This window comes from uncultured Corynebacterium sp., assembly GCF_946998835.1.
Lineage (GTDB): Bacteria > Actinomycetota > Actinomycetes > Mycobacteriales > Mycobacteriaceae > Corynebacterium.
On record NZ_CAMQAZ010000005.1, the window covers coordinates 93,753 to 120,470 of the forward strand.

Annotated in this window: 24 protein-coding genes and 1 pseudogene; 15 read left to right on the forward strand and 10 right to left on the reverse strand. The window is 58.1% G+C overall.

The genetic code is table 11. From position 1 onward, the window contains the following. The first annotated feature begins 59 nt into the window (after positions 1 to 59). Both Q0U90_RS02895 and Q0U90_RS02900 read left to right on the forward strand, forming a co-directional pair. Positions 60 to 1,412, forward strand: a complete 1,353-nt coding sequence (locus Q0U90_RS02895; RefSeq protein WP_297451483.1) for a phosphotransferase — start codon at positions 60 to 62, stop codon at positions 1,410 to 1,412. A gap of 59 nt (positions 1,413 to 1,471) precedes the next feature. After that, positions 1,472 to 3,388, forward strand: coding sequence for an ABC transporter ATP-binding protein (locus Q0U90_RS02900; RefSeq protein ID WP_297451486.1), 1,917 nt, complete (start codon positions 1,472 to 1,474; stop codon positions 3,386 to 3,388). A gap of 53 nt (positions 3,389 to 3,441) precedes the next feature. Here the strand turns inward: Q0U90_RS02900 and Q0U90_RS02905 are convergent, their stop codons facing one another. Beyond that, complete coding sequence (locus tag Q0U90_RS02905) at positions 3,442 to 4,401, reverse strand: diacylglycerol kinase (protein WP_297451489.1); 960 nt, start codon at positions 4,399 to 4,401, stop codon at positions 3,442 to 3,444. 181 nt (positions 4,402 to 4,582) lie between these two features. On the opposite strand from Q0U90_RS02905, the gene Q0U90_RS02910 reads away from it, so the two are divergent. From Q0U90_RS02910 to Q0U90_RS02920, 3 genes are all read left to right on the forward strand, one after another. Next, positions 4,583 to 6,277 (forward strand): FAD-binding oxidoreductase, encoded by a 1,695-nt coding sequence (locus Q0U90_RS02910; RefSeq protein WP_297451492.1) that lies wholly within the window; start codon positions 4,583 to 4,585, stop codon positions 6,275 to 6,277. 661 nt (positions 6,278 to 6,938) lie between these two features. Next, complete coding sequence (locus Q0U90_RS02915) at positions 6,939 to 8,528, forward strand: glycerol-3-phosphate dehydrogenase/oxidase (RefSeq protein WP_297451495.1); 1,590 nt, start codon at positions 6,939 to 6,941, stop codon at positions 8,526 to 8,528. A 30-nt stretch (positions 8,529 to 8,558) separates the two neighbouring features. Beyond that, complete coding sequence (locus Q0U90_RS02920; RefSeq protein ID WP_297451499.1) at positions 8,559 to 9,710, forward strand: aminotransferase class I/II-fold pyridoxal phosphate-dependent enzyme; 1,152 nt, start codon at positions 8,559 to 8,561, stop codon at positions 9,708 to 9,710. Between the two features lie 8 nt (positions 9,711 to 9,718). Here Q0U90_RS02920 and Q0U90_RS02925 read toward each other — a convergent pair whose 3' ends face one another. The 4 genes from Q0U90_RS02925 to Q0U90_RS02940 form a co-directional block, all read right to left on the reverse strand. After that, a complete protein-coding gene (locus Q0U90_RS02925; protein ID WP_297451503.1) occupies positions 9,719 to 10,984 on the reverse strand; it encodes a phosphatase PAP2 family protein in 1,266 nt (421 codons plus the stop codon). Positions 10,985 to 11,267: 283 nt separating this feature from the next. Continuing rightward, a complete protein-coding gene (locus Q0U90_RS02930; RefSeq protein ID WP_297451506.1) occupies positions 11,268 to 12,134 on the reverse strand; it encodes a 3-hydroxybutyryl-CoA dehydrogenase in 867 nt (288 codons plus the stop codon). 181 nt (positions 12,135 to 12,315) lie between these two features. Continuing rightward, positions 12,316 to 12,933, reverse strand: a complete 618-nt coding sequence (locus tag Q0U90_RS02935) for a hypothetical protein (RefSeq protein ID WP_297451509.1) — start codon at positions 12,931 to 12,933, stop codon at positions 12,316 to 12,318. After that, positions 12,933 to 13,256 (reverse strand): putative quinol monooxygenase, encoded by a 324-nt coding sequence (locus Q0U90_RS02940; RefSeq protein WP_297451512.1) that lies wholly within the window; start codon positions 13,254 to 13,256, stop codon positions 12,933 to 12,935. Before Q0U90_RS02940 ends, Q0U90_RS02935 begins: the two co-directional genes overlap by 1 nt. 115 nt (positions 13,257 to 13,371) lie before the next feature. Here Q0U90_RS02940 and Q0U90_RS02945 point away from each other — a divergent pair, with 115 nt between their 5' ends. After that, a complete protein-coding gene (locus Q0U90_RS02945) occupies positions 13,372 to 13,926 on the forward strand; it encodes a gamma carbonic anhydrase family protein (RefSeq protein WP_297451515.1) in 555 nt (184 codons plus the stop codon). Here the strand turns inward: Q0U90_RS02945 and Q0U90_RS02950 are convergent. Beyond that, positions 13,923 to 14,630, reverse strand: a complete 708-nt coding sequence (locus tag Q0U90_RS02950; protein ID WP_297451518.1) for an isochorismatase family protein — start codon at positions 14,628 to 14,630, stop codon at positions 13,923 to 13,925. The genes Q0U90_RS02945 and Q0U90_RS02950 overlap by 4 nt on opposite strands. Before the next feature lie 170 nt (positions 14,631 to 14,800). Here Q0U90_RS02950 and Q0U90_RS02955 point away from each other — a divergent pair, with 170 nt between their 5' ends. Next, positions 14,801 to 15,778 carry a DUF808 domain-containing protein gene (locus Q0U90_RS02955; protein WP_297451521.1) on the forward strand — a complete coding sequence of 326 codons (978 nt, stop codon included), beginning with the start codon at positions 14,801 to 14,803 and terminating at the stop codon, positions 15,776 to 15,778. A gap of 25 nt (positions 15,779 to 15,803) precedes the next feature. Here the strand turns inward: Q0U90_RS02955 and Q0U90_RS02960 are convergent, their stop codons facing one another. Beyond that, positions 15,804 to 16,340, reverse strand: coding sequence for a YchJ family metal-binding protein (locus tag Q0U90_RS02960; protein ID WP_366516618.1), 537 nt, complete (start codon positions 16,338 to 16,340; stop codon positions 15,804 to 15,806). An 80-nt stretch (positions 16,341 to 16,420) separates the two neighbouring features. Next, positions 16,421 to 17,854, reverse strand: a complete 1,434-nt coding sequence (locus Q0U90_RS02965; protein ID WP_297451525.1) for a GuaB1 family IMP dehydrogenase-related protein — start codon at positions 17,852 to 17,854, stop codon at positions 16,421 to 16,423. A gap of 152 nt (positions 17,855 to 18,006) precedes the next feature. Between Q0U90_RS02965 and Q0U90_RS02970 the strand changes: the two genes are divergently transcribed. The 5 genes from Q0U90_RS02970 (at position 18,007) to Q0U90_RS02990 (ending at position 23,375) form a co-directional block, all read left to right on the forward strand. After that, positions 18,007 to 19,257 carry a glutaminase gene (locus Q0U90_RS02970; RefSeq protein WP_297451528.1) on the forward strand — a complete coding sequence of 417 codons (1,251 nt, stop codon included), beginning with the start codon at positions 18,007 to 18,009 and terminating at the stop codon, positions 19,255 to 19,257. Positions 19,258 to 19,356: 99 nt separating this feature from the next. Then, on the forward strand, positions 19,357 to 20,229 hold the full coding sequence (locus Q0U90_RS02975; protein WP_297451532.1) for a patatin family protein: 873 nt from the start codon (positions 19,357 to 19,359) through the stop codon (positions 20,227 to 20,229). Positions 20,230 to 20,526: 297 nt separating this feature from the next. Then, entirely contained in the window at positions 20,527 to 21,045 is a 519-nt protein-coding gene (locus Q0U90_RS02980; RefSeq protein WP_297451535.1) for a CBS domain-containing protein, read from the forward strand. Positions 21,046 to 21,176: 131 nt separating this feature from the next. After that, entirely contained in the window at positions 21,177 to 22,349 is a 1,173-nt protein-coding gene (locus Q0U90_RS02985; RefSeq protein WP_297451537.1) for an MFS transporter, read from the forward strand. Between the two features lie 141 nt (positions 22,350 to 22,490). Next, positions 22,491 to 23,375, forward strand: coding sequence for a hypothetical protein (locus Q0U90_RS02990; RefSeq protein ID WP_297451540.1), 885 nt, complete (start codon positions 22,491 to 22,493; stop codon positions 23,373 to 23,375). Positions 23,376 to 23,423: 48 nt separating this feature from the next. On the opposite strand, the gene Q0U90_RS02995 is transcribed toward Q0U90_RS02990, so the two are convergent. Continuing rightward, positions 23,424 to 23,918 (reverse strand): 2'-5' RNA ligase family protein, encoded by a 495-nt coding sequence (locus Q0U90_RS02995; RefSeq protein ID WP_297451543.1) that lies wholly within the window; start codon positions 23,916 to 23,918, stop codon positions 23,424 to 23,426. Positions 23,919 to 24,255: 337 nt separating this feature from the next. On the opposite strand from Q0U90_RS02995, the gene Q0U90_RS03000 reads away from it, so the two are divergent. Continuing rightward, a complete protein-coding gene (locus tag Q0U90_RS03000) occupies positions 24,256 to 24,579 on the forward strand; it encodes an amphi-Trp domain-containing protein (protein ID WP_297451546.1) in 324 nt (107 codons plus the stop codon). Here Q0U90_RS03000 and Q0U90_RS03005 read toward each other — a convergent pair. Next, a pseudogene (locus tag Q0U90_RS03005) lies at positions 24,553 to 24,757 on the reverse strand (YtoQ family protein); the annotation flags it as partial. The gene Q0U90_RS03000 and the pseudogene Q0U90_RS03005 sit on opposite strands and share 27 nt — an antisense overlap. A 402-nt stretch (positions 24,758 to 25,159) precedes the next feature. Here Q0U90_RS03005 and Q0U90_RS03010 point away from each other — a divergent pair. After that, positions 25,160 to 25,468, forward strand: a complete 309-nt coding sequence (locus tag Q0U90_RS03010) for a hypothetical protein (RefSeq protein WP_297451548.1) — start codon at positions 25,160 to 25,162, stop codon at positions 25,466 to 25,468. Positions 25,469 to 25,509: 41 nt separating this feature from the next. Continuing rightward, positions 25,510 to 26,496, forward strand: coding sequence for a SulP family inorganic anion transporter (locus Q0U90_RS03015; RefSeq protein WP_297451551.1), 987 nt, complete (start codon positions 25,510 to 25,512; stop codon positions 26,494 to 26,496). Positions 26,497 to 26,718 lie beyond the last annotated feature (222 nt).

Below are 26,718 nucleotides of genomic sequence, written 5' to 3' on the forward strand. Positions count from 1 at the left end.
CATACACAACTACATAGCCGAACAGTGATTTTCACGTCCCGAAAGGCGAACTAACTGACATGACTATTCCCACCGCCGATTTCATTGCCGAAGAGTTGGCAGACACACTGGTCAAGATGCGCTTTTTCGCTGACAAGGCATCTGACATCGACCACGTCGAGATTCTCTCTCTCGACTCCGTAATTCGCGACCTCCCTGACAGTCCCGATATCGACATCGCACTGATCAAGGTGCATACCGCGGATTCCGCACCGACCTATCAGCTCCCCATCGCCTGGGCGGAGGATGTCCCCGATGGCCAGGAGCAGGCGCTGTTAGTTCGCGCCGAGGGGATTGTCGGCTACGACGCTCTCATCGATTCGGATGCCATCACGGCACTCGGCAAGAAGCTTTCCGACGAAGGCAAGCTCGGTCGCATGGAGCTGCGTCGTGTGCCGGGTTCTGAGCAGCCACGACCGGAATCCAGTCGCCCGATGGGAGTTGAGCAGTCGAATACCTCGGTCATTTTCGATGACCGCGTGATGTGCAAGTTCTTCCGTCGCCTCTACCCCGGCATCAATGCCGATGTGGAGCTGCTGGCCGCACTCGCCCAGGCGGACTGCAAGTTTGTCCCTGAGCTCTATTCCTGGGTAGAGACCACCATCGGTGAAGACACCTACACCACCGCCATGCTGCAGGAATTCGCCCCGAACTCGGTCGACGGCTGGGAGCTGGCTCTTGGCGCAGTGCGTGATGCTATCCGCGAGAGCCAAACCCCATTGGAGGACTTGGGCACCGACTTCTCATCCGAAGCCCGCGCGCTCGGCGAAGCTGTAGCTGCCGTTCACAGCAGCCTCGCAGCCGCCGTTGCGGTGAAGAAACGCCTCGCTGGTGCGGAACTGATGGCACCGCTTCGTGCTCGCCTGGACTTCGTCGCTGGTGTGGTGCCGGAAATTGCCGAGGTCAAGGACAAGGCCCAAGCGGTGTTTGATCGTGCGGAGGCTGCGGTGCCGGAAGGTGGCGCCGTCGTCCAGCGAATCCATGGTGATTTGCACCTGGGCCAGGTACTGCGCACGCCGGGCTCGTGGCGATTGATTGATTTCGAAGGTGAACCATCGCGCCCATGGGAGGAGCGTCGACTGCCAGATCACCGCCTGCGCGATATCGCCGGTATGATTCGCTCCTTTGATTACGCGGCGCACTACCCGCTGCTGACGGGACGCGAAGACACCGAGGCGGTTACCAAACGTGTTGAGCAGTGGGCTCGCCGCAGCATCGATGCTTTCCTGGAGGGCTACGGCGACACCGGCGACCAGGCGCTGTTGGAGGCCTTTGTGCTGGATAAGGCCATCTACGAGTGTCTTTACGAAGCGCAGAATCGTCCCAACTGGCTGCCGCTGCCGCTTGGGGCTGTGCGCTCGCTGTTAGGATAGGGCTTTTGTCGCAGTAATTTCATAGCGGGATTCTCTGTCCCGCAAGATAGAGGTCTTTCGTGCGTCTGCTCAGCAGAATCCTATCCACCACGCGAGTGCTCTGGCCTTTCTACATCGGGGTCATCATCTGTTCGCTGGCCACCGCCGCCGCATCGCTGATTAGTCCTTTCCTCATCCGCGATGCCACCGATGCCATCGTCGGTGCGGTCTCCGGCGATGAGGGGCTGAGCCAAGCGGCGATGTCCGACACCACTCGCACCGTAATCTGGCTGGTCATCGGACTGCTAATTGCTGATCTGACGCAAACGATTGTGCACAACATCGGTGGCTACCTGGGTGACGTGATGACCGCTCGCATGCGTGAGATTCTGTCGACCCGCTACTACGCCAAGCTGCTGTCGCTCCCGCAGCGCTATTTCGACAGCCAGGTCACCGGCACGATAATCGCGCGGCTGGAACGTTCGATTACCAATATCACGCAGTTCCTCCAGGCGTTTTCCAACAACTTCTTCCCGATGCTGTTGACCGTCGGTGCCGTGCTGGGTATCACCGCCTGGTACTACTGGCCGCTGGCTGTGCTGCTGATTATCGTTTTCCCGGTCTACACCTTGCTGACTGCGTTGACTTCGAAACGTTGGCAGAAGATTGAAGCCAAGAAGAACGAGCAGATTGATATCGCCGGTGGCCGTTTTGCAGAGGTCATCGGCCAGGTCAAGGTTGTCCGTTCCTTCACCGCCGAACTACGTGAAATTGCGTTTTTCGGTTCCCGTTTCCGCCGCACCATCTCCCTGACCCATGAGCAGTCAACGTGGTGGCACCGCATGGATGCCCTGCGCGGCGGCATCTTAAATATCATTTTTGCAGGCATCTATCTGCTGCTTTTCCTTCGCACATTGTCGGGTGAATTCTCCATTGGCACCATGGTCATGCTCATTCAGCTGATTAACATGGCGCGCCAACCGGTGACCATGATGAGTTTCCTGGTCGATGCTGCCCAGCGCGCAGTCGCCGGGTCCCGCGATTATTTCAAGGTCATGGAGCTGACTCCAGAAGCTCGCACGCAGCCGGAACTCCTCCATACCGCAACTGCGAATAACGGTGACTTGGACTTCACTTCGGAAGGCTCCACCTCGACCACTGAGTCCGCCGACAGCGCATACCAGCTCTGTCTAGAGCGTGCGGCCGAGCAGAAGGCTGCAGGCGCTCCTATCGTCGACTTCGACGCAGTGGACTTCGCCTACGAAGAGGACAAGCCGGTACTCTCCAATGTCAGTTTCCAGGCGTACTCAGGCCAGAAGATTGCCCTGGTCGGCGAGTCGGGCGGCGGTAAGTCCACCATCGTCAACCTACTGCTCGGCTTTTATGCCCCGACTGCAGGCCGCTTGAGCGTGCTGGGTTCGGATGTCTCCGAGGTTTCCGGTTCCACTCTGCGCGCTGGCTCAGCAGTCGTATTCCAAGATTCGTCGCTGTTCTCCGGCACGATTCGGGAAAACATCGCCTACGGCAAACCCACCGCCACCGATGAAGAAATCATCGCTGCTGCCAAGAAGGCCAACGCTGACGACTTCATCCGCAGCTTCGCCGACGGTTACAACACCACTATCGGCGAACGGGGCTTGAAACTCTCGGGTGGTCAGAAACAGCGCATCGCTATTGCCCGCGCCATTTTGAAGGACGCTCCCCTACTCATCCTCGACGAAGCCACCTCGGCGCTGGATACCAAGGCCGAACGCGAAGTGCAGCGGGGCTTGGACAAGCTGATGGAGGGGCGCACCACGGTTATCATCGCCCACCGCCTGTCCACCATTTCCGATGTAGACACCATCGTCACGCTACGTGACGGTCACGTCGACGAGGTGGGTGCGCCCGCCGAGTTGGCGCAGACAGGCGGCATCTACGCCGAGCTACTACGTCTGACGGCTTCGGCCTCCGCGGCGGATCGCTTACGCCTGAAGAAGTACGGCATCAAGGGGTAGCGCGCCGTCGTTAAGCGTGTGGGAAATGCTTGACGACGCCCCCCTGCGCCCTGTTACGGACGGGGAACGAGGTAGCGGCCAGCGGCTGGAACAATTTCCACTGTGACCGGCATCGGGAACATGAGGTCGCCATCAGCGTAGGCATTCATCCTTCGTGCTGGGCCGATATATTCCACATCAGCCTTCTTGGCGCGGTAGGTGCTGACCTCACTATTTTTGTCGACGGTGCCGTCGAACACGGACTTGAATGCCAGGGCGGCCTTAACGCGCCCGGCCTTGCCGATGACGGTGATGTCCATCAGACCGTCGGCGTGGTCTGCGGACGGGCAGATTTTCATACCGCCGCCGTAAGAGCGAGTGTTGCCGAAGGCTGCCAGCGTAATTGGGTCTTCGAGAACTCGCTCATCGTCCAACGTAATGCGAAACGGCAGCGAGTGGAACGCCAAGAACTCGCGGATTATGGCCAAATTGTAGCGGTTCCGGCCGTGTGGCCAGGTCATCTGATTGACACGGTCGGAGACAATGGAGTCGAAACCGGCACACATAATGGTGCCGAACCAGCGCTGCTCCCCCGCCGCACTCGTGATGCGGCCGAGGTCTGTGGTCGTCCAAAAACCATCGGCGATCACGTGAGCGGCATCGCGAGCATTGCTACGCGGAAGGTTGTACTCGCGACCGTGGTCGTTTCCGGTGCCCGCGGGAATGATACCGAGTGGAATTCCGGTCTGTGCCTGTTCCTGCAGTGCGAGGTTAGTCATCCCGTCGCCACCGCAGACGGCTAAAGCATCGATGCGGCCGTCAGCGATGACCTCCCGGATGAGCTTGCGGGCGTCGTCGGGATTCGAACCTTGAAGTGCGATAACGTCGATACCGCGGTCGGCGAACACTCGACTTGCTCGAGCAGAGGCGATTTGGGAAGCGCCATGACCAGCATGGGGGTTGGTGACCAGAGCAAGGGTACGAATCTCAGTTGTTCCCAGGGGATAGTTGAGATTCTTGTCGTTAGCGTTCATCGAAGAAATACCTATTTTTACGCGGGCTTTTGACCGGCCAATACTAATCCTTATGCGATTGTGTTACCGCGTCTAACTGAAGCCTACCAAGACTACTTGACATTTTTTGAGAAACCGTAACGCGCTGTCGCTATGATAAAAGACATAAAGATGTGCACCGATGCCCAAGGAGACGCGCAGGATGCCCAACAAGCTCACGATTCCATACCGCATGCGTTGGTGGGGCTGGGGTGTTGACGGCAACGACAAACCAATCACCGCGGCCAGCGAGAAGCTCCTGCAGCGCGAAATCGGTATGTCGCTGGATGCGAGTAACCCGCCGCGCAACATCGCCGATGTCGCCATCCCCGATAGCCGTCTGAGCACCGAGGATATCGAGATACTGAGCGCTATTGTCGGCCCGGATGCCGTCGCCACCGACCACGACACCCGCGTCAAGCACGCAGTCGGCCGCTCCTACCCCGACTTAGTTCGACTGCGCGCAGCCAAGCTCGACATCGCCCCGGATGCGGTCGTACTACCGAAGACTGAAAAGCACATTGAGGACCTGTTCACGATCTGCGCTGAGCACAAGATCGCAATCGTTCCCTTCGGCGGCGGCACCTCAGTCGTTGGCGGTGTCGAGGCAGTTGACGGCGGTATGGGCAAAGCCATTGCGGTGTCTATGACCGCATTCGACAAGATTATCGAGATTGACAAGGTCGCTGGCACGGTCACCGTCCAGACCGGTGTATTCGGCCCTGACCTGGAAAAGGAACTGTCCAAGGCCGGCTTCACCGCCGGGCACTTCCCGCAGTCCTTCGAGTACTCCACTGTCGGCGGTTGGGTCTCTTGCCGCTCGGCAGGCCAGGAATCCTCTGGTTACGATCGTATCGACCGCAATGTGATTGGCATGCGCGTCGTCACGCCAGCCGGCACCATGGAGTTCCGCGACATGCCGTCGTCGGCATCCGGCCCGAACCCACGTGAGCTTTTCTTGGGTTCGGAGGGCACCCTGGGCATCATCACGCATGTGACGATTGCCCTGAATCAGCGCCCACGCAAGGAGATGCTCTTCGACACCTACTTCTTCAACTCCTTTGAGGACGCCGCCGAGGAACTGCGCAAACTGGAGCAGAACGGCAACATCCCCCACCTGGCGCGCATCTCAGATGAAAAGGAGACCCTGTTCGGTCTCACTCAGCTCGGCTCCGCCAGTATGTCCGAGAACGTCACAAAGTACCTGAAGCTGCGCGGTATCAACACCCCGTGCATGGTGATTTTCGGTTTCGCCCAGACCGACCCGGTTACCGCCCGCGTCACGCGTGAACGCCTGGCCGCTCGCCTGCTGACCAAGAAATGCGTCCGAATGGGCTCGATCCCGGGCATGGCCTGGGTGAACCATCGCTTCTCCTCACCGTACCTGCGCGATGTCATGATGACTCGCCGCGTCGGCGTCGACACCCTGGAGACCGCCACCACCTGGGATAACGCGGCCACACTACGCCACGAAATTGCCTCCGCAATGGAAGCCGCTGGCGAGAAGCACGGCACCCCGGTGTACGTCTTCTGCCACATCTCGCACATGTACGAGTCCGGCTGCTCGCTGTACTTCACGTACTTCTTCCGAGAGACCGAAGGCCAGATTCTCCAGCAGTGGATGGATATTAAGACTGCGGCATCAGAAGCCATGATGGATTACGGTGGCACCATCACCCATCACCACGGGATTGGCCAGGATCACAGCCCGCAGTACTACGAGGAAAACACCGAGTTGTTTGCCAAGGTCATGCGGGCAATTAAGGCCGAACTCGACCCGGCGGGCATCCTCAACCCAGGCAAGCTGGCTACCGGTCCGCGCTCTTTGGCCGAGCGTTACGACGGCAACATGATCTAACCCTGTTGCCGTCGCCTGTGGCCCAACCGCTAGCTGCGACTACTGAGCCAGACTGACCAGTTCACTGGCGTAGATTTCCGGCGATGTTGGGCCGTCATAAATAAACAGTGAAACGTAATCGTCAAGGGTAAAAGATTCAAGTGCTGCGGTCATTGTCGCTGTCGCTTCTTCCTGGTTTCCAACCGAAAATGCGGTGGATGGCTGGAGATGGTCGGCTAAATCACGGGTGCGATTTCGTCCGTGCGACCGCAAACAGCGTGGCGTTTTAAGTGCCTAAGTGCGCTTTCCTAGTTACGACCTGTCTGAGGTGGCACGGACTGGAGACAGCAGCAACACATCTGCAGCGATGGTGCAATAGCAGCGAAAGCTCGGTTCATAGACTCAGAGCGGTTGGACGCTGGGTGCATGGCCATCGAGGTGTCTCCTTCCTGGAAATCCGTGGAAATGACTCGTAAACGACAAAACGTTTTATGAATGGTTTCTTGAATCAATATCCGTGCCGGTCGTTGATAATGAACAACTTAGTCTATTTCTGAATGGCCCGCAATGGGTTACGCCCGAAATAGTGCACAATCTGTTACGTCCACTTCACAACTTCATCACTTATGTCAGATAGGTTCACCACTATCACCGTCTTCGGGAAAGTCGAGGAAGAAAGACTATGCCTGCCACGCACGCTCCTCAGCGCGATCGCTCCGCTGCGGTTTTGAACAAGGCTCGTCGGAAAGCGGACCTAAATCGTCTGCGCACAGATACAGCTAAGGGCGCAATCCCTGATCTGCTGGTCGTCGGCGCGGGCATCACCGGTGTCGGCATCACATTGGATGCGGCCTCGCGGGGCCTCAATACAGTTCTCGTCGAATCGAAGGACCTAGCTTTCGGCACCTCTCGCTGGTCATCGAAGCTAGCCCACGGCGGCCTGCGCTATCTTGCGAGCGGTAACGTCGGCATCGCTCGCCGCTCAGCTATCGAGCGTGGTGCGATGCTCGATGTCACCGCTCCGCACCTGGTACACAACCTGCCACAGGTTGTGCCGGTGATGGACCAATTCGCGCCGCTGACCCGAATTCTGCCGCGTGTGGGATTTTTGGCCGGCGACTTCCTGCGCATTATCGCTGGCACCTCGGCGACTACCCTGCCGCTGTCACGCACTGTCGGTCCTCGCCGTGTAGTTGAGCTGTCGCCGACCGTCCGTGAGCGCGACGTGAAGTTCGGCTACGTCAACTACGACGGACAGCTGCGTGACGACGCGCGCCTGGTCGCCGCTATCGCGCGAACTGCAGCTAGCTACGGGGCAACTATTCTGACCCGCGTACGCTGCGAGACCGCTTCCGGCACGAGCGCCATGCTGACTGATGAACTCACTGGCGACACCTTCGAGCTGCCGGCTCGCGCCGTCGTCAATGCCACTGGTGTATGGGCTGCGGAGCTTGCGACGAACATCAAGATTCGCCCATCGCGCGGCACCCACCTGGTTCTCGATGCCGAGAAGCTGGGCAACCCGACCGGCTCTCTCACAGTGCCGGTGCCCGGTCACACCAATCGTTTCTGCTTCGTCCTGCCCGCAGAACACAACCGCGTTTATATCGGCTTGACCGACGAAGATGCCCCGGGACCAATCCCCGATGTGCCAGAGGTGCCGGAGGAGGACATCGATTTTCTGCTCGAAGTCATTAACCAGGCACTTGAGGTTCCGCTTACCCGTAACGACGTCATCGGCGCTTTCGCTGGGCTGCGTCCTCTCATTGACGCGGGCGAGGCCAATACCGCTGACCTCTCCCGCGAGCATGCCCTGCTGGAAGCCCCGAATGGCCTGATTTCCATTACCGGCGGCAAGCTCACCGAGTACCGCCTGATGGCTGAGCAGACTGTGGACAAGGTCGCGGAGAAGCTCGGCGTTACCCTCGCTCCATGTACCACCCGCACTATTCCTGTGCTGGGCTCTGAGCCGGAGGAGCTCGACCGTGCCCGTACCGCTGCCGCCGCTGGCCGCATCCCGATGCCATTGTTCCAGCGCTACGGCGCAGAGTCCTTTGAGGTCATCGAGTCCTGCCCGCTCGACCGACCGCTCGATCCGGTGGCAGAAGGCCTCGATGTCACGCGCGCCGAGTTTGCCTGGCATGTGACCCACGAGGGAGCTCTCAGCGTTGACGATATTCTCGATCGTCGCACGCGCCTGGGGCTGGTCAAGGTCGACCGCGATGCCGCTTTACCAGCCGCGGAGGAAGCACTGAGGCTGTGCGCCTTCTGACTCCTCGCTTTTTCTGTATACACGGAAACTATGAGTCTAAATAGCGATGTCACTTTCCCCTCCCTCGATGAACTCCGCGCCCGCGGGACCGTCAAGTGGACCGCGTATTCGCCGGATGTGCTACCGCTGTGGGTCGCCGAATCCGATGCAACTACCTGCCCTGCCGTCAGCGCCGCGATTCACGAAGCCTGCGAGCGTGAGCAGTTCGGTTACCTCTCGCAGGACATCTCGGACCTCACCACCGCAACTGCGAACTTTTCTGAAGCGCGCTACGGATGGCACCCAAACCCCGACAACATCTTTGCTGTCGCCGATGTGGTTCGCGGTGTCACGCTCGCGGTGGAACGCTTCACCCGCCCCGGATCGGCGATTGTCGTCCCGACCCCTGCCTACATGCCGTTTTTCCAGGTAGGCCCCGCACTGGCACGCGAGACCGTGCACATTCCCACGCTTGCCGACGGCCCGGATCTCGGCGCCCTCGAGCGCGCCTTTGCCGATGGCGCAGGTTGCCTGATTTTGTGCAATCCGAATAACCCGCTCGGTTTTACTTACTCTCCGGAAAAGCTACGTGAAATCACTGACTTGGCCGACCGTTTTGGCGCGCGGGTCATCTCCGACGAGATTCATGGCCCGGTCGTTCTGGATGGCACTCACACTCCAACGGCATCGGTATCCGAGACTGCAGCGGCAGTGACGATTACGGTAACCTCCACCTCTAAGGGGTGGAATACCGCTGGCTTGAAGTGCGCGCAGATTATTTTTAACGACGACGACGCCAAAACCTGGCTGGAGCTGCCTTTCATTGTGCGCGAAGGCGCCTCTATTCTCGGAGTCGCTGCTGCCACCGCTGCCTACCGCGATGGTGTGCCCTGGTTGGAAAACTTTGTCGACATCCTGCGCGCTAACCGTGAAACTCTGCGCACACGTTTGTCTACCATTGCGCCGCAGGCTCGCTTTACCCCACCACAGGCTTCATTTTTGGCATGGCTAGACCTGGGAGACGTGGCTGGTGTTGACAAAGCTGACCCAGCTGCGTGGTTGGTGGAAAACGCCAAAATAGCACTCAACCCCGGCTTCGCATTCGGCGAAGGCGGGGCTGGGCATGTGCGGCTTAACTTTGCGACTTCTCCGGAAATTCTCGGGGAAGCCCTGGACCGCCTTGATGCGGCCCTGCACCTATAGTTGGCGTTTTAGTTAGTGACGGTGACGGTGCCGTCGGCGTTCACAACGACGTCGGCAGCCAGTGCGCGAGCCATGTTCATACGAACGTGCTGGCCCTCACCGTCGGTGCGGTCAAGCGGGTAACCGGACGGGATTGCAGTCTGAGCGAGGACGGAATTGCGCTGCTCCTCGGTTAGGTCCGGGAAGCGAGTCTCCAGCAGACCTGCGTAACGCTTCGGGACGACGACCGGCTGGTCGGCTGGACCGACCTGCTTGAAGTCGTAGGTCATGCGCTCGGTGTACTGCTGAACTGCAGCTTCAGTGCTCATGTACGGAGTGTCCTTAGCGACGCAGTTGGCGATGGTATCACCACAGCGGTACTCGAGCTCAGCGCGCAGCTCTTCCATCGCTTCTTCGATGAGCGGGCGGAACTCCGGGTCTGCCCAGCGGTCAGCTGCAGCCTGGTTGCCCATCATACGGCCGCCCATGACATCCAGCGGGTAGTGCACACCCATGACGAGACGGGACTGGCCAGCCTCGGAAGCTCGTGCCTGAATCTGCGGTGCGACCTCCGGCAGCATCAGAGCCAGCATGGTCGAGGTCCATGCCGCCTTATTGGTGTGGCCGGACGGATACGACGGCGTGGTCGAGTACGGGTCATCCTGGCCATCGCGGTAGTAGCGCTCGACGCGCTCCGGAGCCACCACAAACGGGCGGTCATAACCGTAGGCGTACTTCTCAAAGAAAGTCGAGCTGACCAGGCCACCGCCACGGGCGAGGTTGCCAGACAGCAGTGCCTTCACCTTCGGCAGGCGTCCCTCGTCAAAAGCATCACGGAAATGCTGGCCCAGCTCTGCACCAAAGGCAGTGGAGATGTTGACTAGCGGATCCAGGTAGTCGTCATCGAGGGCAAGTTCCTGTGCCTGCGGGTCATTCTTAGCCTCATTATTAATACGAATGACGGTTTCGAGGTTCTGATCCAGGACCTCCGGATGCATGTCCCGCGTCTCGACGAACGGGTGAACCACGTAGAAGTAGAACGCGTTATCGGTCGCGGCATCGGACGGGTACGCACGGAGAAGCTGGTCCGGACGGTATGGAGTTGGGGTCGGCGCAATAGCGCCGGCATTCTCACTGGAAAGAGCCGACTGCTGATTAGCAAACTCTACCTGCGGGCCTGCCACCGATGCCGCAGCGGTTGCCGGCGTGAGTCCCATAACAACTGCCATAGCTGCGGTAGCTGCGCCAACACGGGTACGGGCGGCAGTGCGCTTGTGCTGCTTCAAAGAAGACACTGAGGGCATTCCTTTCCAGATTGCTACAACGAAAGCACCAGTTGTGAAGTGCTCTATAAGTCAAAGGCTGACAAAATCATCACTTATGTTAAGCACTCCGTGAGGTTTCGGCGCGTTGAAAGGAAAACGGTTACCAGACCACCTGTTTCGCGGGCGTTTGGCCCCGGTACAGTTAACCGAGTTTTCACTGATAAAAACGGAAAAAGAAACCGGTTGGCGGTACAAATTTCCGCCAACCGGTAAGAATTCAATTCCTGCCCCAAAATGGGGCTAAAAGTGTGGACTACTTAGAGTAGTCGTAGAAGCCTCGACCGGACTTCCGGCCGAAGTGACCTGCCTCAACCATGCGCTTGAGCAGCGGAGGCGCAGAGTAGGTCGGCTCCTTGTACTCGTCGAACATGGCATCGGCGATGAACTTGATGGTATCCAGACCAACCATGTCTGCCAGAGTCAGCGGGCCCATTGGGTGCGCACAGCCATTGACCATGCCTGCGTCGATGTCCTCTGCGGTGGCAATGCCGTCCTGCAGCATACGAATAGCACCGAGGATGTACGGCACGAGCAGAGCGTTAACGATGAAGCCCGAACGGTCCTTAGCGCGGATGACGGTCTTGCCCAGTGCTTCAGAGGCGTACTTGTACGCGCGCTCTGACTGAACCTCACCGGTGGTCAGGGTAACGACGTGCTCTACCAGCGGCAGAACCGGAACCGGGTTGAAGAAATGCAGACCCATGACGCGCTCCGGGCGCTTGGTGGCTGCAGCAATGGACTGAATCGGCAGCGAGGAGGTGTTGGAAGCCAGGATGGCGTCGTCCGACTCAACGATTTCATCAAGCTGGGAGAAGACGCTGGCCTTTACTTCCGGGTTCTCCACGATGGCCTCGATAACCAGCTCACGGTCAGCGAAGTCTTCCAACTTGGTGGTGAAGCTAATACGCCCCAGAATCTCATCGCGTGTGGACTGCTCCAGCTTGCCACGAGAAACTGCTTTATCCAGCGACTTTTCAATTCGAGCTCGTCCGGACTCGAGGAATTCTTCCTTGGCCTCCCAGACCTTGACATCGCTGCCGGCCTTTGCACAGACCTCAATAATGCCGGAGCCCATTTGGCCGGCGCCGACGATCCCTACTCGCGAGATGCTATTTGCCATTGGCATATCTCCCTACCTTCTACTCTGGTTTAATCAGTCAGCATTGTGTTTTATCCGAGTGCGCATTCGCTTGACGACGTCCACAGCACACCGGCTCTCTACACGCTACTAACTTCGCGGGCTCCTCGGGCAGGCTTTGCATGACTTTTCTGCCGATTTCCGAAGAATGCCGCCAGCCGAGTTAGTACTGCATCCGCTCTTCCAGCGACTGCTGGATCTCTGTCAGCTGCTGCCGCGAGGTGCTTGCGAACTCTCGCAGGTCGTTTCCGCCGTGCTTTTCAAGCTCTTCCCACTGGCCGATTAGGGTATCCAGGCTACCTTCCATCAAGGTCAGGTAAGCCATATCCGCGTGCGGCCCCTCTTCGTTGTCAAGGCGAGTCATGGTGCTCGTATCGAGCTTCGTCTCGGACGGATCGACATCGACACCGAGTGTCTTGATAAGCCGCTCTTCCTCTTCAGCGAGGACGGGTTCGGCCTGCTGCGCAATCTTACGGGTCTCTTCCGAGACTGTTTTCTTTGCAATCAGCGTCTGCGAGGCTTTCTTCAATGCCGCAGTATCTGCTGCAAGCTGAGCCAGGTTGTCCCGAATGGCAGCGCTAGAGGCAACGACACCAGGGGTCTGACTGTTCTGCGTTTGGTTGTCCTCCATGGCTGTCTCATCAGTATCGCTACAGGCGCTCAAGCCGACGATAAGAATCGAGGCGAGCATGGCGGAGCCGATTCGAAGGCAGCGACCCCTGAGGGAATATGTACCGCCGCTGGGGGCGGTTGCGGTATCGCGGATAGAGTCTGCGGACATTAATCGACCTGCAGCTCGCCCATGCGATCCCAGTCCTGCTTATCCGGCAGTACCTGCGAGACGATCTTCGGGGTCTCTGCGAGCAGTGGCTTCATGGCCTCCAGGCCCTTGGCGAAGTGCTCGGAGTTGACGTGTGCTTCACCAGCATCGTCATCGAATGCCTCGACGAGAATGTACTGGTTGGGGTCTTCTACGCTGCGGGACCATTCAAACCATTTGTTGCCAACCTCTGCCCGGGTGGCAGCGGTGAACTCAGCGACATGGTCCATCCATTCGTCGGCAAACTCCGGCTTAACTTGGTAATTCACAACGATAAAAATCATGTCGCCCACTGTAGGCGTGTCCAAGCGGAATTGCACCCTCCGAACAAAGCATTTCGCTGTATTTTACTGAGAATTTTTCTTACGCTGACCTCAGCTGACGGTTATATTGGGTCCTATGATGAACACCCCGCTCATTCTCACCTACCAAGATAAGACCCCGCGCATTCATTCCAGCGCCTGGATCGCGCCCGGCGCGGTCATTATCGGAGATGTCGAAATCGGTGCGGATAGCTCCGTGTTCTACGGTTCTGTCCTCCGCGGCGATGTCGCACCGATTCGTATTGGCCAGCGCACCAACATCCAGGACAATTCCACCGTTCACGTAGACCGAGGCGTGGCCACAATTTTGGGCGATGATGTCACGGTCGGACATATGGCGTTGGTCCACGGCACCACAGTCGAGGACGGGTGCCTCATCGGCATGAAGTCCACCCTATTGTCACGCTCTCACGTCGGCGCTGGCAGTCTCATTGCCGCAGGTGCCGTGGTGTTAGAAAATCAGGTAATCGAGCCGAGGTCACTGGCTGCAGGCGTGCCAGCTAAGGTACGTCGCCAGCTCTCAGCCGAGGAAGCAAAGGGCTTCATTGCCCATGCGGGCCGCTATGTGGAGACAGCGTCTAACCACCGCCATCTCCGCGAGGTCGACCTGGATATGGTGACTTTTAACTAGACCACTGTCGCACCGGCAGCGGCCATTTCCGCCAGTGCAGCCTTGCCGCGTTCCGGATCCACCGCCGCGACCTGATTGCTCAGTACGCGAACGGAAAAGCCCTCTTTGAGGCCATCGAGCACGGTTGCGCGTACGCAGTGGTCAGTCGCAACACCCACCACATCGATCTCTTCGATGTCCGAAGCCCGGAGAGCGTCGGCAAGCGAAACGCCAGCCTCCGTCGTTCCCTCGAAACCGGAGTAGGCGGCGGCGTACTCCCCCTTCGTGACGTCGATACGCACGGCGGCGGGATTGAGCTGCTCAAAGAAAGCGATGGCACGCTGCATACCGGGGTGGATTTCCGCACCCGGGGTACCCGCAACACAGTGCTTCGGCCAAGTATCGACGAAATCCGGGGTCTCGGAGAAATGTGTGCCCGGATCGATGTGATTGTCACGAGTAGTCGCGAGAACCGAATACTTATTCGCCGTGCCCGCGACATGCAGATACGTGGCGGTGTACGCTGCCTCCGCGCCGTCTACGGCAAGTGCGCCACCCGCGGAAAAGTCATTCTGAGCGTCGACGACTACCAGTGCCATGCGTGGGCGCGCCGGGCGCTGTTGTTCCTCGGAGCCGGCATCGTTGCTGGTATCTGATTCGTTGTCCGCGTTATCGGCGTTGTCCGCGTTGACCTGTCGGTAGATTTCGGAGAAGGAAGCGTTCATGGTCTATATCTTGCCACGCGCGCACATTTAAAGGAGCATGCTAACTATCAGCAAGACTTCAACAGCTACCGACAACAAAGTGTCAATCCGGTGTAGCGGTTAGAATCGTTTCGATAATCCTTTGATACGATGTCGGCTCTTAGTCGCGTCCTCCAATGCGGGAGGTTTTTATGGCAGGCGGACTTGTCGCACTGCTTGACGACGTTGCCACGATTGCACGCGCTGCAGCGGCAACAACAGACGATATTGCGGCTGCGGCCAGTAAAGCTAGCGCTAAAGCCGCAGGTGTAGTAGTAGATGACGCTGCGGTGACACCTAAATTCGTCGAGGGTGTCTCGCCGAAGCGTGAGCTGCCGATTATTTGGCGTATCACCAAAGGTTCTCTGGTCAACAAAATCGTCATTATTCTGCCGATTGCGCTGCTGCTCAGTCAGTTTCTCCCCTGGGCACTAACACCGATTTTGATGCTCGGTGGCACATACTTGTGTTTTGAGGGCATGGAAAAGGTCTGGGAGAAAATTAAGCACCGAATCTCTCCGGAACAGACTGAACTGGAGCGGATGGAGTCGGCGACCAACCGTACGCCACAGAATGAGGATTCACTGGTGAAGTCGGCAATTTTCACCGACTTGATTCTCTCAGCGGAGATTATGGTGATCTCTCTCAACGAGGTCGCTGATCAACCACTGCTCAACCGCGCACTCATTCTTATTGTGGTGGCGCTCATCATCACGCTCGCGGTCTATGGCGTGGTGGGTTTCTTGGTCAAGATTGATGACATCGGCCTGCACCTGCAGTCCAAGAAATCAACTGGCATCAGCAAGTTCGGTGAGATGCTGGTCAAGGCCATGCCAATCGTTTTGACCACAATCGGCATTATCGGCACGTTTGCCATGTTGTGGGTCGGTGGCCACATCATGGTCGTCGGCCTCGATGAACTGGGCTGGCACCTTCCCTATCAGCTGGTTCACCACCTGGAGCAGCTGGCCTCCGGTGGTTTCCTCAGCTGGTCGGCCAACACGACCGGCTCACTGATTTTCGGCGCCATCTGGGGCGCAATCATTGTGGCAATCGTTGCCGTACTGCCCTTCGGCCATGACAAGCACAACGAGCATGACACGAAGGGTACGACCAAGGCATCTGCGTAACAGGCTGCGTAACTGGCGCTGACGCTTAGGAGTACGTGACCTCACCGTCGACGTACACCCAGCGTCGCGCACGGCGTACGAAACGGGAGCGCTCGTGCATCGTGCCGGAGCCCTCGTAATCGCGGAAAGCCGCTTCGAACTCGACGACCCCCTCGCGGTCGTCTTCACCACCGTCGACCGTGTCGATGATGGTGAGTCCCTCCCATTTCACGCCGTCATCCACATTGATAATTTCCGGGCGGTAGCGCGGGTGCCACGTCCGCCAGATGTAATCCGCCTCGTGAGCGGAGTAAGCGCTGTACCGCGCTGCCATCAGCTCAGCTGCGGTCACTGCCTCTCGCTCACCGCGGTGCAGCGGGCCACAGCACATCCCGTAGAGTCCCCCACCGCACGGGCACGGATCGGAGTCGGTCACGCGGGCGCGAGCAAAAAATGCGTTCCCACTCCCCGCCTTAGAGTCGCTACCTGTTCCCAATCCAGCCTCCGTCACAGCACTGTTTTCTCGTAACTGCCAACTCATCGTTGCCAGCCCCTCCCCAATCTCACATGTCGTATTAAACACGTCCTAACAACGCCTTTACATACCTACCAATTGCCCCACAGCACCGCTAGTCGGTTTAACCCCGGCAGGCTTGACGACGTCTACCGCGTCGCCCTCGGCATTCCTTCCGCAAACCCCGCAGCGGATTGAATTCCCACCACTGCCCGCTCAGCAAACTGCTCGATGGTGGCCGAACCGGCGTACGTGAACGAAGAACGCACACCCGAGATAATACGATCGATTTGATCCTCCACACCTTCGCGCCCCGGTTCCAGGTAAATCTTCGCAGTAGAGATGCCCTCTTCGAACATTTCGCGCCGAGCCTTTTCAAAGGCCTCTACCTGCGCATTTCGACTCTCCACCGCGCGGTGCGAAGCCATGCCGAAGGACTCCTTGAACATGCGTCCGGCGGCGTCTTTCTGCACGTCTCCCGGGGACTCGAAGGTGCCAGCAAACCACGAGCCAATCATCACGTTGGAGGCACCTGCTGCCAACGCGAGGGCCACATCGCGGGGATCCTTCACACCACCATCAGCCCAGACATGCACACCACATTCACGAGCAGCCGCTGCGCATTCCAGTACGGCGGAGAACTGTGGGCGCCCCACACCGGTCTGCATTCGAGTTGTGCACATCGCACCCGGGCCAACACCGACCTTAATAATGTCAGCTCCTGCCTCCGCGAGGTCGCGGACACCATCGGCAGTCACGACATTGCCGGCCGCAATTGGCACTGGGGGGTTAAGTGCACGGACTCGTCGTAAAGCATGGAGCATCGATTCCTGATGACCGTGTGCCGTATCCACGACCAGCACGTCGGCGCCTGCGTCGAGCAGTGTTCTTGCACGCCCCTCAACATCACCGTTGATTCCGAGTGCCGCACCAACACGCAGCTTGCCTTCAGCATCAACGGCTGGCTTGTAGAGGGTCGCACGCAACGCGCCCTTTCGCGTCAGCACGCCAACCAACGCACCGTCTGCGTCTACTACCGGCGCGAGCTTGCGTCCGGAAGCAGTGAGCTGGTCAAAGGCGTCACGGGGTTCAATGTCGGATGGAAGCGTAAATAGCGAGGTGGACATGAGCGTCCCTACCTGTGCAAAGTTATCCACTCCCGCCAGGTCACGCCCCGTAATCAAACCCACCGGCTTGTTGTCTTCCACCACCACAGCCGCACCGTGGGCACGCTTCGGAAGGAGATGGCGCGCATACCCGGCGGTGTGATGAGGCTTGACGACGATTGGAGTATCGAAAACCAAATGCGCGGACTTGATTTGACGGATGGTCTCAGCAGCGATTTCTGCGGGGACATCCTGCGGCAAAATCGCAATACCACCTCGCCGAGCGGTGGTTTCGGCCATCCGACGTCCCGAGATGGCCGTCATGTTGGAGACCACAATCGGAATGGTCGTGCCGGTGCCATCGTTGGTGGACAAATCGACACCCATGCGAGAACCCACGGATGACTTCGACGGCACCATGAAGACATCGCTGTAGGTCAACTCGTAGGGCGCGGACTGATTGTTGAGAAATTTCACATCCCCTAGGATAAGTCGATTTGCCCGGCGCGCACGACGGGAGTGGGCAGAGTCGGGGACCTGTAGCGAATACGGCCTGGTGTAGGTTCGTACACGATGCCAATGACTCAACCGGGATTTTTCATCCCAGGAAAGATGCTTAGCAAACTCTGATGAAAACGCCGATCAAAGATTACCTGTCCGAAATCGTCGAATCTGTCCGTCCCGATGAGTCTGGCGAGGTAGCGGACTATATCCCTACTCTTGCCGAAGCTAACCCAGACCGTCTTGCACTGGCTATGACCACGGTGTCCGGACGCACTTACACTGCGGGCGACACCGATGCTGAATTCACCATTCAGTCGATGTCCAAGCCCTTTGCCTACGCTGCAGCCATCACCGAGCATGGCAAGGATAAAATCGACAGCATCGTGGGCACTGAACCTTCCGGCGAGGCCTTTAACGAGCTGTCGTTGGAACAGGGCACGCACCGCCCGAAGAACCCGATGATTAATGTCGGCGCGCTGGCAGTCAACCAGTTCGTGTGTGAACCTGGCGCCAACTGGAAGGCCCGCACCAACCATATGCTGGACCTTCTTTCGACGTTGGCTGGCCGCAAGCTCCGCGTTGACCACGAAGCCTATGAAAGCGAAATGGACACCGCACATCGAAACATGTCCATCGCGCACATGTTGGCTGCTTACGGCTTTATCGAAACCACGCCTCACGACGCTGTCCGAGGCTACACCGCACAGTGCTCCGTGCTAGTCAACACCCGCGATGTCGCTATGATGACCGCAGTGTTGGCCAACGGCGGCGTCAACCCGGTAACCAACCAGACTGTGCTCGGCCGCTCGGTTGTTCGCCGAGTCTTGTCCGTGATGGCGATTGCCGGCATGTATGACGAGGCCGGTGAATGGTTTACCGAGGTCGGGATTCCCGCCAAGAGCGGTGTTGCCGGTGGCTTGTTGGGCGCGCTACCGGGCCAGGCGGGGCTCGCAGCCTTTTCACCGCGTTTGAATGACCACGGCAACAGTGTCCGCAGTATTGCTATCTTCCGAAAGCTCTCCGAAGACTTGGGCCTTCATCTCATGGATGCCGAAGCCATTGGTTCGCGAGCGTTGCGCGGCACGCGCGTCAGCAATGGCCGCTCCATTATCGAGATCCAGGGCCCGGTCAACTTCACTGCGGCCGAGATTGTGCTCAACAGGTTGGCGACTGTGACCCCGTCGGAAAGCGAAATCGTCTTCGATGTCAGCCGTGTCGGTTTCGTCAATCCAGTGGGACGCACGCTGATTCTGGAAGCGATGCGACGCCTGAGCCACGAGGGCAAGGAGATCTTGTTCTACGACCCGGAGGGCGTGCTGCCTAATCCGGATATGGGCGAGGGGCTGCTTCCGGTCATCCTCCAAGACGCGCCGTAAATTTCGCTCACCGAAATCTAAAATGAGTGGCGTTCAGGTAGTCTTGAACGAGCGTAACGCCCGATAGACAATAGCGCGAGCATAACCGGAGGGATATAAATGCAGGTCAGCGATGTAGCGTTAGTCTTCGAAGGTGGCGGAACACGCAATAGCTACACGGCGCCTTTCGTCGAACGACTACTTCGCGAGGACATCAATGTCGGTTGGGTCGGTGGCGTAAGCGCCGGCGCTTCTCACGTAGTCAATTACCTTTCCCGGGACATCCAGCGCTCTAAAGACAGCTTCACCGACTTCATTGCACAGCCGACCAGCAGTGGCTGGCGACCGATGCTTCGCGGGCGCGGTTATTTCGATGCCGAGTACATTTACGAAGACGCAGGACGTCCGGACGGTGCCATGCCTCTGGATTACGAGACCTTTAAGAACAATCCGACTCCCTACCGGATTTCTGCCGTCCGGGCGGATACGGGTGAAACCATCGACTGGGGGCCGGACGATATCCCAGATTTGCCTACGTTGATGAAGTACACCCGCGCCAGCTCAACGATTCCCGGTGTCATGCGTATGCCCTATATAGATGGTGTGCCTTTTGTCGACGGCGCACTGGGATCGTCAGGTGGCATTCCAATTGATGCTGCAGAAGCAGACGGTTTTAAAAAATTCCTCATTGTGTTAACTCGCCCGAAGGGGTTCCGCCGCACGGCCCCATCACGCCCTAAGCTTCTGCGCCAGGTTTTCCGCAATAACCCAATGGTGGCAGAGCTGCTTATCACAAGGCACGAGCGATACAATGCCTCTCTTGATTGGGCCGCTGAGCTTGAGCACAAAGGCCAGGCCTATGTTTTCTATGCCAATAACATGAGCATCACGAAGGCGGAGCGGAGGCAGGCAAAGTTGCTGCACAATTACGAGCTCGGTCGAGCACAAACCGATGCCGAGTGGCCAGCAATTCGCGAGTTCATGGGCGTTTAACCTCCGACACCCCCAGGAAGCTTTTCGTTTACTCCTCTTTACTGCGTACTTAACCTTGTGTTAACCTTTGTATAGCGAACAACCTCGTTAGGTGAGGCTCCTATATCTCCATAGGCCGCTGCCCTGCACTTCATCGAGAGTTTCGGCAGACTCTCGAAGCAAGGTCTCATCTCAAGTGGCCACTTTTAGTTAAGGCATTACATTGCCAACGCTCTTAGGCGAGGGAGCCATAATTTATTAATCAACAGACATTCCCTCCTAGCAAAGGAGCTGGGATACCTGGAAAAGGACCCCACAATGACACAGACACAGAACACCATGGCCAACTTCTTCAAGCCGAAGTCTTCAATTAGCCCCTACAGCCTCCTCCCGGACACGGTCAGCATGCACATGACGGAGTCGTACATTGCAGTTCCGGAGGACATCACCGTCGGGGAGGCGCTGAGCAACTACGCAGCTGAATTCGCTGGTCTCGATGACAATGCCTGTGTCTTCCTCGTCGACGATGAAGGCTACCTGACCAGTGACATTACGCTGAAGGAACTTCGCGAGTACGCCGACCGCGACGCCTACATGAACACCGTCGGTGTTCCCGTAAAGGATTTCATCAAACCCGAGGATCCAGCTGCTATTAGCGCTCGCCAGCTTATCGACGAGCGTCGCAGCGAACTGCCCGTCGTGCGCAGCGGCAAGCTCGTAGGCGTTCTAACCGACCGCATCTCCGAGCGAATTCTCGGTAGGGATAAGTCCGCTAAGAAGGCGAAGAAGGGATTCTTCTCGCCGCTCAGCGCATTCTTTGGCGCTGCCAAGAACTAGGACAATTTGCTTGGGTAACTAATCCGAGCAGCTCAGAGTAACTCAATAGGCCAGCTAGCGTTTGCTAGCTGGCCTATTGTTGTTGGCACACTGTTCTGACCGCCGCGGGAGGCAATCGACAGGAGGAAACCATGACACGAGACTGGATTCGAGTAGCCCTGGGCATGTTCGCGGTTGCGTTTGGAGCCAACCTCTTTGCCCCACTCCTGCCTGCATATCGAATGGTCGATGCCCTCACCCAGTCCCAGGTCACCTTCCTCTTCGCGATCTATGTCGCAGGGCTCATCCCCGCGCTACTCATCTGCGGCCCACTGTCCGACCGACTCGGCCGTCGCGCAATCATCCGCCCCGCACTGATAACCTCGGCTCTCGGCTCAGGAGTCCTACTCACCGGTGTCTGGTTCCACTTCCCATCACTGCTGATAGGACGCCTTATCGTCGGCATTTCAATGGGTATGGTGATGGCCGCTGGTGCCTCGTGGATTAAGGAGATCGCGCCGGTCGCACCCCAAATTTCCGCCCGGCGCGCAACCGTTGCACTCTCCGCCGGGTTCTCGCTGGGTCCACTGGCTTCAGGGTTGGTCGCAGAATTTGCTCCCCGCCCCGATTCCGTCCCCTACCTTGTCCATCTCGCACTACTTCTCAGCATCATTCCGCTGACATGGAACGCTTCCGGCGGACTGCCAACCGCAGGGCGCAGTGACGCCCCACAGCGGTTCTTCTCCTCCGTCACTCTGAGCCCGAGATTCCTGTGGGCAGTCGCCGCCTGGGCACCATGGGTATTCGGCGCCGCGTGCACATCGTTCGTCGTCCTGCCGACAATCGCCGAATCCCGCTACCCCATCGCCTTCGCCGGATTCATCGCCTGCATCACGATGGGCACCGGCGTTCTGGTACAACCACTGGTTACCCGCATCAGCTCCACCAGCTTTATCCCGCCAGCTATTTTTGGCCTCGGCTTAACGACGGTTGGTATGTTGCTCAGCCTCATCGTCGCACTCACACAGAACGTGTGGAGCGTATTCCCCGCTGCCCTGGCGCTTGGTGCTGCATACGGCGTGATGATGGTCTCCGGCCTCCGCGAGGTACAAATCATCGCACCAGCAGCCGAGCTGGGTGCTGCCACTGCTATCTATTATTCGCTGACCTATGTTGGCTTCTTCGCTCCTTTTGTTATTTCCTTCGCAGCACCGAAATTCGGGTTCGTGCCCGTTTTCATCTTTGGTGCGATTATTGCGTTGATCTCCATGTATCCCGTGGCAAAGGTTGCACAGTCGGCGGTGAGGGCCGGCGGAGCGTCGTAAAGCAGACGCGACTGAAAACCTTGTTTTCAAAGCACGCGGCGGCATGCTCTTGTATTCTTTCACCAAACTTTGGATTCGGCTCAGGGCTCCTGAGCAGAGTGACATACGTTGTTGAATTTCAGCTCGACGGAATGAGGAATCATGAAGCAGCGCAACTCTGGAATGTGGAAGGAGATTGCGACAACTGTTGTCGCCGGTTGTACGAGCGCCGCATTACTCACCGCATGTGACTCTGGGGACGAGGGGAATAACGCGGGCGGTGAGACCAGCCAAGAATCAACCAGTAAGGTAACGAAGGCTGATGGGGCAACGCCCACTGCGTCCGAGGACCAGCTCCTGCTTACTAATGAAGTTCAAGGCGTGGACTTCTCCAAAAACAGGATTAATGGATACAAGGACGCGATGGAGATGTTTTCGGAGGATTCTTTAGATATAGAACCGGCCGAATGCACCACTTTCATCAAGCCGACGGAAGAATTGGAGCAGGCTGTCAGTTCTTTCGCCAACTTGGACACGGAAAAGGTCACCATCGCGGTCTCAGTATTGAAGAGCCCTGAGACATACCAGGGGTACACAGATATTCTGAATAAGTGCTCTGAGGTGACCGCTTCGATGGATGCTTCCGACCTCCTGAAAGAATCCATGGAAGGCCAGGAAATTCCTCCTGAGGCGCAGGAGATGCTCAACGGCATGGACCTGACCACAACAATGAAAATGCACCGGGAAACGTGGGAGCCGGATCTTTCCGTCAAACCAGATGAGCTCACTACCCACGCAACAGTTGTGGACATTAGCTCTGGTGGAACTACTACTGATGCCACCAGCTACGACATTGTCGGCGTTGTCAATGGGGTGATGGTGATGGTATCCGCTGCTCCAATTCCGGACGCTCCAGAAGCTGACGCGGAAAATATGACCGACCCAATCGCACTTGCGCATGCAACCCCGGAGTCCAAGGAAGCTTCAAAGAAGCGCGCCGTGGAAGTCTTCGAAGCCCAGGCCAAGAAGATTATGGCCGCTGCTTAGTGGTCGTTTGGCTTCACCGCTTTTTGAAAAGTTGCAACGTGCGGGGTGCTAGAACTCTGTTAATTCCTGCACTTTGGGGCTCCAGAATGCAGCACGCGGCGCGTTGAGAGTTTTGAAGTGCGGGCTTGTAATTTCATCAAGAGCCCGGACGTAACCAGGAACCATATCCCGCGGGATTCTCAGCCCCATAGTCAGATGCGGAATCCAGCGGGAGCCGCGGCCGTCAGGGTTGAGACGGCTGATTTCGCGAGCGGCATCTTCCAGCTCGTCACTTGTTTCTAACAACCATGCGACGGTCTGTTTACCCTTTGTGCCGAACACGACCGTTCCCACTCTGCGGAATTCCACAGGCATAAGCGGCGGGAGAATCTCGGCTGCTCGTTGGACTACCTCCGGGCTCATAGTCGGCGCAAAAGTGACAGTGATGTGTGGCCTTTGATTCTGCTGCGGGAAGCCACGCTCCACCAGTTGCGCAAAGATCTCTTTAACCCGCGCCTCTTGCTCGGGCAGAAGATACATCAGGATGTTGTCGGGCGACACCATGTGACGTTTACTCCTCCCCTATTGCTGTCTGTCGAGGTGTTTGAAGCACTGACTAAGAGTGCTGTAATCAGTGCGCCTCGCCTAAGGCATTCAGAGCCTCGCACTCCAGAGCATAGCGCAGCAATTTTTCACAATTTATAACCCAGTTTCAATAATTTCTAGCATCTTGTTATTATGCCTGGTAAAAACTTCTTTTTAAAGGGATAATGGAGACAGATAGGCCATTTGAAGGATTCAACGACCTTCTTTAAAGGCGGCCCTCAAAGACAGTGTGGCGTCAAAGCCGATTCTCCGCGCTGTAAAAACTACCGGCACGGCTGGAAAGGTAAGTAAAGACATGGCACCGAAACCTAAAAAGACTACGCCTCCGAAGAATCAAAAGTTGGTGAAGAGCAAGGCAAGCTTCAGCCGCGATGAGCTCGCTGATTTATTGGAGACGCTGGCAGCTCGCATCCGTGCCGGGGAAATGACTCTCGGCACTGGCGAGTCCGCGGTGACGATGACCATGCCGACATCGTTTAATACCACGATGGAAGTTGTCGACTCTCGAAAGCGTGCTGGTATTGAGCGCGAGCTGGAGCTGGAAATTGACTGGATGGTCGACGAGGCTGGCGAGCCCGTCGAAAAGCCAGGGCCACCATCTGGCTTCGCTATTTCCTAGCGGATGGATTGCTGACCGGATTGTTCCGCGCAGCACAGTAACCTGCGTCGACGGCAGCGTTCCACTGCTTGTACTGGTCACCAAAACGGACAACAACCATGTCCGTCTTCTCAATCAAAGTACGAGTACGGATGGAGTTGACCTTCGAGGACTGGTGATCACGCCAGAACCCCGCAGGAGCCCCCCGGTGCTCGCACACGGGCCGAGTGTTTCTCGGATTGTAACGCCGTCTATGCGTGGTTCGAGTTAATGGGCTCGGGCTTTGACAGCGGTGACATCGACCCAGCGGACAGAGTGATGCTATCCAATCTGTCGCACAATGAACACCTGCACGCCGAGGAGCGCCCGTCGTCAAAACTACTCACTATCGCTCGCCATTTCCGCAGGCCACAGCGCACAGATCTGAGTCTTTTTGCTCGATTTTGCGTCCTTTGGTCGTCATTTACCGCTGCGGCACTGGCCGACCGGCAAGCCGTCGTCAAGCAACACCTGAATACACCCACCAGGTACCCACGCCTACCCAAGCTACATGAGGCGACGCTAACCTAATTCGGGAACACTCGCGACGAAGGGAACGCGCATGTCCAAGGGCAAGAAAGGCGACAAGGGCAAGAAGAAGGACGCCGCCAAAGCCAAGAAAAAGGCTGCGGCAACGACCTCGCTACGCCTGCCCGAATACTCGAAGGCCGAGGCCAAGGCCGCGAAAAAGCTCGCCGGCAAGGACCCCTTCAAACTGGCCGCGATGACGCCGAAGAAGAAGTGTTGCAAATCCGGCATCCGCTGCCTGCGCTGCCCCGTGGTGCTACACAAGCTCAATCGCGAGATCAAAAACGGCGAAGTCGACCACGCCGCCCTGCTGCTCGTCGCCGCGAAAGCCCGGATTCGGTAGCCGGCCCTCCTCCGCCGCCTCTACGCTGGGCATCCGGTCCCGTGCCCTGCGTTTCGCACCGCGCCGCTCGGACTGGTCCCGCGCGACGATTGGGCGCGACCTCTCGGCAGGCCTCATGGTGGCCCTCGTCGCACTGCCCCTCGCGCTCGGCTTCGGCGTGGCGTGCCCCGCGCTGGCCGCAAATCCCGTGGGAGCACCTGGATTCGCTTCTGTTGGCAGCGGTCGCCGTCGCAGCTCTCGGTGCGTTGGAATCGTTACTGTCTGCGACAGTTGCCGACGCAATGACTGTCGGCGACCGGCACGATCCCGACCGTGAGCTTTTCGGGCAGGGCGTGGCCAACGTCGTCGCACCCCTGTTCGGCGGGATTCCCGCGACCGCCGCAATCGCCCGAACTGCCGTCAACGTGCGAGCAGGCGCAGGCACACGCCTGGCAGCGGTGTTCCATTCGCTCCTCTTGCTCGTCGCCGTACTCGTCGCGACCCGGTGGGTGGGCGAGATTCCCCTCGCCGCGATCGCCGGCGTGCTCATCGCCACTGCGATTCAGATGGTCCACCTACAGAACCTCCGCTCGGTAATACGCGCCACCACGGACGACGGGGCCACCCTACTCATCACGGCTGCCGCCACCGTCGTGTTCGATCTTGTCGTCGCCGTACTCATCGGCCTTGTTATGGCGGGCTTCTTCGCACTGCGCAATACCGCCCGCACGGCGGTGCTGGAAGCCGCCCCGCTAGACGAGGGAGACCACCGCGACAAGGAGCGTGAGCTTCTCGACGAGCACATCGCCGCCTTCCGTATGGAAGGCCCTCTCTTCTTTGGTGCGGCGCACGATTTCCTCCTCGAGCTCGCTGATGTCTCGTCGGTCAAGGTTGTCGTGCTCCGTATGCGCTACGTTACGACGATCGACGCCACCGGTGCCCAGATCCTCGACAACACTCTCGATGCCATCGCCCACGCCCGACTGCATGCCGCACGCATTCAGCATGAAGAGTCTGATGGCGCACCCGGGACGTCGCAGAGTCAATAGCTTGGCTGAGCCAGACAATGGTCGCTCCGTCGCAGTCGACCCTGCGATCGTGGGTCCACATCCCCATCGCGCGATGCTTGAAAAACCTTTACACGTTGCACTTAAACTCCACGACGTGTCGTTGCGAAGTCACCTTCTCATTCGTGAAGCCGATATGGGTGTACCCTCTTGGCGCGTAGCATTGGCGACATGCGCATTTTCACCGTGGGCCACTCCAACCTC

Bases quoted from the DNA above. Each gene is read 5' to 3' on its own strand.
- Q0U90_RS02945 (WP_297451515.1), top strand. From the start codon at position 13,372: ATGATGAACACCCCGCTCATTCTCACCTACCAAGATAAGACCCCGCGC.
- Q0U90_RS03010 (WP_297451548.1), top strand. From the start codon at position 25,160: ATGTCCAAGGGCAAGAAAGGCGACAAGGGCAAGAAGAAGGACGCCGCC.
- Q0U90_RS02950 (WP_297451518.1), bottom strand. From the start codon at position 14,630: ATGAACGCTTCCTTCTCCGAAATCTACCGACAGGTCAACGCGGACAAC.
- Q0U90_RS02955 (WP_297451521.1), top strand. From the start codon at position 14,801: ATGGCAGGCGGACTTGTCGCACTGCTTGACGACGTTGCCACGATTGCA.
- Q0U90_RS02990 (WP_297451540.1), top strand. From the start codon at position 22,491: ATGAAGCAGCGCAACTCTGGAATGTGGAAGGAGATTGCGACAACTGTT.
- Q0U90_RS02920 (WP_297451499.1), top strand. From the start codon at position 8,559: ATGAGTCTAAATAGCGATGTCACTTTCCCCTCCCTCGATGAACTCCGC.
- Q0U90_RS02985 (WP_297451537.1), top strand. From the start codon at position 21,177: ATGACACGAGACTGGATTCGAGTAGCCCTGGGCATGTTCGCGGTTGCG.
- Q0U90_RS02975 (WP_297451532.1), top strand. From the start codon at position 19,357: ATGCAGGTCAGCGATGTAGCGTTAGTCTTCGAAGGTGGCGGAACACGC.
- Q0U90_RS02895 (WP_297451483.1), top strand. From the start codon at position 60: ATGACTATTCCCACCGCCGATTTCATTGCCGAAGAGTTGGCAGACACA.
- Q0U90_RS02930 (WP_297451506.1), bottom strand. From the start codon at position 12,134: ATGGCAAATAGCATCTCGCGAGTAGGGATCGTCGGCGCCGGCCAAATG.
- Q0U90_RS02980 (WP_297451535.1), top strand. From the start codon at position 20,527: ATGACACAGACACAGAACACCATGGCCAACTTCTTCAAGCCGAAGTCT.
- Q0U90_RS02910 (WP_297451492.1), top strand. From the start codon at position 4,583: ATGCCCAACAAGCTCACGATTCCATACCGCATGCGTTGGTGGGGCTGG.
- Q0U90_RS02970 (WP_297451528.1), top strand. From the start codon at position 18,007: ATGAAAACGCCGATCAAAGATTACCTGTCCGAAATCGTCGAATCTGTC.
- Q0U90_RS03000 (WP_297451546.1), top strand. From the start codon at position 24,256: ATGGCACCGAAACCTAAAAAGACTACGCCTCCGAAGAATCAAAAGTTG.
- Q0U90_RS02935 (WP_297451509.1), bottom strand. From the start codon at position 12,933: ATGTCCGCAGACTCTATCCGCGATACCGCAACCGCCCCCAGCGGCGGT.
- Q0U90_RS02915 (WP_297451495.1), top strand. From the start codon at position 6,939: ATGCCTGCCACGCACGCTCCTCAGCGCGATCGCTCCGCTGCGGTTTTG.
- Q0U90_RS02995 (WP_297451543.1), bottom strand. From the start codon at position 23,918: ATGGTGTCGCCCGACAACATCCTGATGTATCTTCTGCCCGAGCAAGAG.
- Q0U90_RS02940 (WP_297451512.1), bottom strand. From the start codon at position 13,256: ATGATTTTTATCGTTGTGAATTACCAAGTTAAGCCGGAGTTTGCCGAC.
- Q0U90_RS02905 (WP_297451489.1), bottom strand. From the start codon at position 4,401: ATGAACGCTAACGACAAGAATCTCAACTATCCCCTGGGAACAACTGAG.